Consider the following 5,153-nt stretch of genomic DNA (forward strand, 5'->3'; position numbering starts at 1 on the left):
TCGCCCCCGGACCGGATATGACCATCGTCGGCCGTATTCACAGTAACGGCAATCTCTACCTGCAGTCCAATAATAACCTCTATATGGACAGTTATGTGACCGCCTCCGGAAATGTCATCCACGGCCGAAAAGGACCGGGCGGTACCAGCTTCGGTAATGTGTATATTAAGGATGCCGACGGTAACTACCAGAATATGTTACAGAACGGCGACTGGCTGGAATCGAGCGACTCGTACTGGTACGACTCCGCAGTCGTCCGCTGGGACGGCCGTGTTCAGGATTCTTCCTTTGGACAGGGAGAACTGAAACTGCCTCTGACCAACTCCGACGACCCGCACAAATTGATTGAGCGCGGTTCCGGCAACCCCGATTCCTATGAGCATCTGGCGCAGTTCAAGGTCCTTGACGGTGTCCCGTACTCAAAAATCGGCGGAGTCTGGGTCGATGTCAGCGCCCTGCTTCCGGCCGGCACCATTGCCACCAAGACATTCTATGACGCCCGCGAGTTGACCAATGTCAATACCGTGGAAATCGATATGGATAAGCTTCAGACCAGTTCCTATTTCCCGTCAAACGGCGTTATCTACACCTCCGACCAGCGTGCCGGTACTTTTAACGCGACACGATTAGTCAACGGCTCCGAACTCGATTATGCCACATCGGTCGTCAGTGAGAACCCGCTTTACATTAAGGGCGACTTTAATAAAGATAATAAAAAGCCGGCCTTTGTGGCGGGAGATGCGGTTACCTTTCTGTCCAACAGCTGGAATGACGCCAACTCCACTCTGACCAAAGCCAGCCGGGTGGCTTCCGAAACGGTCGCCAACTGCTCTTTCCTGACCGGCAATACCAATACCACCAGCACCAACTACAACGGTGGTGTGGAGAACCTGCCGCGATTTTTGGAGACCTGGACAGGCAAGAAATTTATCTGGCGCGGCTCGATGATTAATCTCTGGAACTCGCTGCAGGCCGACGGGCTCTGGAGCGGTGTCTATTACGACCCGCCGATTCGTGACTGGGCTTATGATATTGATTTGGATGACCCTTCGAAACTGCCTCCCGAAACTCCCCGCGTTCGTGTCTTCCAGCGGACCGGCTGGCAGCAGGAATTTGTCGGATATAGTGATTAGCCCTAAGTGAAGCAGTACCGACGAACCCCGAAGTGACCCCTTCGGGGTTTATTTTTGGCGGTTATTGTTACTCTTCCTCGAGTCTGATGACGGTTACCTTGCCCAGCGTCGATAGCGAGGGAAGAAGCGCAGCTTTGGAGCCGATTACCGCCAGGGTCATCTTATCCCGGCTCAAAAACTTTTTTGCGGCATTCTGCAGAGAGAGCGGCGTGAGCAGTTCGATCTCTTTCAAAAGTCCTTCCTGATACGGCAAATCGACGCCGGAGCTGAGGAATTTAACAAACTGGTCCACCGCGGAAGAGACATTTTCGTAGAGCATCGGCGCATATCCCCGAAAATAATAGCGCGTCTCATCCAGTTCTTTCTGCGGCAGACGCAGGGCGCTCAGCTCCTCCAGAACGCTCATCGCCTGCACAATCGCCTCGGTGGCATTCTCAGCGGGAGCCGCTCCCCAGATGCGGAGCATCCCCTGACTTCGCGCCCAGTCTAATTCCGAGGTGACTATGCTGGCCAGCCCTTTCTCCTCCACCAGGGAGCGATGCATCCGGGAGACCCGCCCGCCCCCACCTATGATATAATTCAGAGTCAGCATTGCCGGAAAGTCGGGCGACCCCACCGGCGCGGTCGGTAATCCTATCATGAAGTCTGCGTTGGGAACAGCCGGATTGTCGATAAGAATGATCTGAAGCGTATCCCGGACAACCGGAGCGTATTTTACAGCCGGACGGTTTCCTCCCTTTTTCCAGCCGCTGAAATAGCCGCTGACCGCTTTATGAATCTGCGGCGGGTTGATATCTCCGCCAACCACGAGGATAGCGTTATCCGGACGGATATGATTGACAAAGAAATCGTTGATATCGTCCAGGGTGATGCTGGAAAGTGACGTCCTCGTTCCCAGGGCCGGTTTACCGTAGCCGCATTCTCCATAGATTTCCCGGTAGAGCGTTTCCATCAAGCGGTACTGCGCCACCGAGCGGGTCTGGAAGTTTATCGATATCAACCGACGCGACATCCGCTCCAGAGCTTCTTGCGTAAAAACCGGATTGATGACGATATCGGAGATTATTCTTAAAGCCAGAGAAATATCGCGCGACAGAAAGTCGGCTTCGAAATAAATCCCATCCTTGGTCGCCGCCGAGATTTCGACAATCCCGCCGACCGAATCAATCGCCTCCAGCAGTTCATTGCCGGGGAAATTGCGGGTATTTTCCTTCATAATATGACCGGCAAGCACCGCTCGTCCGGCCAATTCGGGCGAATCTGATGACGCCCCGGTCTTGAATAGAATCGAGATGGAGACGGTCGGTTGACGATGGTCTTCTATCAGAATGGTCCGCAAGCCGTTGGACAGGGTGAATTCGGTATATGGGGGGAAAATGTCATCAGCGGACGCGACCGCAGCGGCAAAAAGAAGCCAAAAGGCGATAGCCAGAGACGACTTTGTCATTCCAGAATCTCCTGTTCTTCGGGCTGCAGTTCGGTGGGAGTCAGAGTTATGATGGTGCGATTGTTCCGGGAGAAATACCTGGTCGCCACTTCCATAATATCCTCTTTGGTAACAGCCCGGGCGGAGGCAATCTCATTCTGGAGGGCGTCCTTGTTACCGACGATGAGATGATAAAAAGCCCATCGCGCCGCGCGAAAATCAAGGGAACGGCTGTTTCGATAAAAATCGGCTTCAAAGCGGTTTTTTGCCTTCTCCAGTTCGGCCGAGGTTACATACTCCACTTTCAGCCGCTCAATCTCATCGAGAATCGCTTCTTCGCCCACTTCTACCGGCGTGTCGTAATTGAGAATGCTGTAAAAGAATATCTGCCCGGGGTCTTCCAATTCCAGGAGGTCGCCGCCGACCGAGAGGGCTGTTTTTTCCGTCAGAACCATCCGTTCATAAAGCCGCGATGATTCTCCTCCCACCATGACACGCCGCAGTACCCGCAGGGCGGGGATATCGGGGTGGGATGCCGGCGGAATATGATACCCGACCAGAAAGACCGGTATGCCGGAGGCGCTTTCCAGGAGCGCCCGCCTTTCGGCACGTTGTTCTGGCTCCGTTATTTTTATTTGGGGCGGCAGCGGATATGAGACAATGGGGCTGAACAATGAATCGACCAGCGCTATCACTTTCTCCGAAGCGAAATCCCCGGCTACCACAATTGTTGCATTGGCCGGCTGGAAACGTCTCTGAAAGTATTCCTTTACTTCCTCCAGACCGATATTATTCAAGTCGCCGGGCCACCCGTAGCGCGGATGCTGATAGGGATGCGCCCGATAGGCGAGATTAAAATATTCTTCATTGAAAGGACCGTAGATAAAACTTTCCACATTGGTCAGGCGGTCTTTACGCACCGCCTCGCGCGCCAGAAGAAGTTTCTCGTAGGTTATTTCCACATTCTGCATCCGGTCGGCTTCCAGGAGGAGCACCGTGTCCAGAAGCCGTGAGGTTACTTTGGTTACAAAACGGGTCAAATCCAAATCGGCAATGGAACGGCTGAATCCGCCCCCCGATTGGATTATCCGATTCAAGGCTCCGGCTTCGAATCGTGACGTCCCCATCTGCATCAATCTCTCGCAAACGCGCGTTATACCGGTCAGCCCCGGTACCTCGTTCTTGTTGCCGGCGCGATACGCCACTATTACCGAGACCAGCGGGGTGGAATGGTCTTCCATTGTCAAAAGTGTCAGACCATTGGGGAAGACGACTTCTTTTTTCGCACCCTGCGTTTCAGGAGCGCGGCCTGGCGAACCGCTCTGAGGAAAAGCCTGTGATGATAAAGCCAGCACAAAGAAGAGAGATGCTATGCATATCTGGCGGCGTATCATGGGCATCAAAATAATCAACAGCCTTCACATTTGCAAATATAAACCGGCGGCAGGGCTTTCAATTATTTAGACGGTGATGGAGCGACGATGTTTCGGCCGAAATTCCCTGCCGATTGGAAGAAACCTGCCCCTATTCACGCGGCTGCCGCGGCTGGTCGGTAATGGTCGGAGTCCGCCGGCCGGAATCACCGCGCGGTTCAAACGGCGCTATGCCGGCGGCAACCGAGGTGTATCCATAGTCGCCAGAACTAAGATGACTCCTGGCGGCGCCGAAATATTTATCCAGGTAAACCCTTATGCCGAACTGAAAATTCCGATGTCCGTCCAGCGCGGTATAGACCTCAAGGTCGGGCGACGGCCTCACACAGAGGCCATAACGATACTCCGCCTCCGAAAAATTACCTGCCGGAAGTGTCATCTCCAGAGAAAGCGCCAATTTTTCGTTGAAGGGGAAATATGAAATGCCGTAGCGATGGCTGACCGCAGTGCGCTCACCGTCAATCCTGCCCCGGTTTAGGTTCATAAGAACTGCCCCCACTGTATATTGCGAGCCGCGATTGAATACAATCCCCAGATTCCAAAGATGCCGATGGTTATAATAACCGGGACCTTCGCTTATATATATATATGATAATCCCCAGGCCAGTCCCGTTCCGAGTTCGGCGCCGGCGGCAAATATATATTCGTTATAATTCGCCCCCTGAAAATTCTCCAGAGTGCGATAGGAAATCCCCAAGCCATCCCCCAGGATAGCACCTCCCCAGTTTTCGAACTGGCTTTCCTCTCGCCAGTCTCCCGCTAACACTATGCGGGTTGTGCGGTCTAATCCGAGAGCGGCCGGATTGCTCCAGATTGATTCGTAACCGGTCACCAGAGAGACGAAATAATGGTACTGCACCCCTTCCGGCAAATTTAGCGGCGCCGCCCCGGAGGCATTCGTACCGCAGAGTATAGAAATGACGATGGCGGCTAATAGGACATCTTTCAAGCCAATTCTCATTCGGTACCGGTTCCTTTCAAATAGATATTCCCGTCACCGGCAATACTTATATCGGCCCGTGACGCCCCCTCGGCAGAGATAAAACCGAGGCTGTTACTGCTTACATAGGTCGGGATTGCCGGAAGCCTCTCCACACTGATTTCCCCTTCCGGTCCCACCGACAGCAGGCATTTTACCGAAATCGAATCCGGCATCAATAT

General features: G+C 53.5%; 5 protein-coding genes. 1 reads left to right on the forward strand and 4 read right to left on the reverse strand.

Going from position 1 to position 5,153, the window contains the following annotated elements; translation table 11 throughout:
* Positions 1 to 1,133 (forward strand): hypothetical protein (locus AB1690_07670; protein MEW6015185.1); only part of this gene is annotated, 1,133 nt, incomplete at its 5' end.
* Positions 1,134 to 1,200: 67 nt separating this feature from the next.
* Here AB1690_07670 and AB1690_07675 read toward each other — a convergent pair.
* From AB1690_07675 to AB1690_07690, 4 genes are all read right to left on the reverse strand, one after another.
* Positions 1,201 to 2,580 (reverse strand): pitrilysin family protein, encoded by a 1,380-nt coding sequence (locus tag AB1690_07675; protein MEW6015186.1) that lies wholly within the window; start codon positions 2,578 to 2,580, stop codon positions 1,201 to 1,203.
* Complete coding sequence (locus AB1690_07680) at positions 2,577 to 3,959, reverse strand: pitrilysin family protein (protein ID MEW6015187.1); 1,383 nt, start codon at positions 3,957 to 3,959, stop codon at positions 2,577 to 2,579. The genes AB1690_07675 and AB1690_07680 overlap by 4 nt, the downstream gene beginning before the upstream one ends.
* 124 nt (positions 3,960 to 4,083) lie before the next feature.
* Positions 4,084 to 4,953 (reverse strand): hypothetical protein, encoded by an 870-nt coding sequence (locus AB1690_07685; protein MEW6015188.1) that lies wholly within the window; start codon positions 4,951 to 4,953, stop codon positions 4,084 to 4,086.
* Positions 4,950 to 5,153, reverse strand: a 204-nt coding sequence (locus AB1690_07690; protein MEW6015189.1) for a hypothetical protein, incomplete at its 5' end; no start/stop codon positions are given. The genes AB1690_07690 and AB1690_07685, both read right to left, overlap by 4 nt.

The organism is Candidatus Zixiibacteriota bacterium, assembly GCA_040753495.1.
Lineage (GTDB): Bacteria > Zixibacteria > MSB-5A5 > GN15 > PGXB01 > DYGG01.

Excerpts from the sequence above, each read along its gene's own strand:
- AB1690_07675 (MEW6015186.1), bottom strand. The coding sequence starts at position 2,580 with ATGACAAAGTCGTCTCTGGCTATCGCCTTTTGGCTTCTTTTTGCCGCT.
- AB1690_07680 (MEW6015187.1), bottom strand. The coding sequence starts at position 3,959 with ATGCCCATGATACGCCGCCAGATATGCATAGCATCTCTCTTCTTTGTG.
- AB1690_07685 (MEW6015188.1), bottom strand. The coding sequence starts at position 4,953 with ATGAGAATTGGCTTGAAAGATGTCCTATTAGCCGCCATCGTCATTTCT.